Raw genomic sequence first — 255 nt, 5'->3', positions numbered from 1 at the left:
CAGACGCAACGGCCCGGACGTGGCCCCCGGGGCCGGGGCGGTGGCGGGAGCCGGCGTCAGCGGGCCGCTGTAGGCCCAGCCATTACGGGCCGTCCGGTTGGAGAACGCCTCCGACAACACCATCGAACGGCCCTTGTCGCCGCCCGGACCGGACTGCACGAACACCAGCGGAACACCCAACGGCATCACACGCAGCAACGGCGCCAGATCCAGCAGCGCCAGCAACTCCTTGTCCGCCACCCGGAACGGCCGCAT

1 protein-coding gene is annotated in these 255 nt (G+C 71.4%); it reads right to left on the bottom strand.

Annotation, left to right across the window (positions count from 1 at the left end; all coding sequences use genetic code 11):
• Nucleotides 1–255: hypothetical protein (locus IG02_RS37505; protein WP_037805279.1), on the bottom strand; the 255-nt coding region annotated here is incomplete at both ends.

Source organism: Streptomyces sp. NRRL F-5135 (genome assembly GCF_000719775.1).
GTDB classification, from domain to species: Bacteria; Actinomycetota; Actinomycetes; order Streptomycetales; family Streptomycetaceae; genus Streptomyces; species Streptomyces hebeiensis.
The sequence above is the reverse complement of the archived record's forward strand: the minus strand, read 5'-3'. Positions and strand labels throughout refer to the sequence as shown.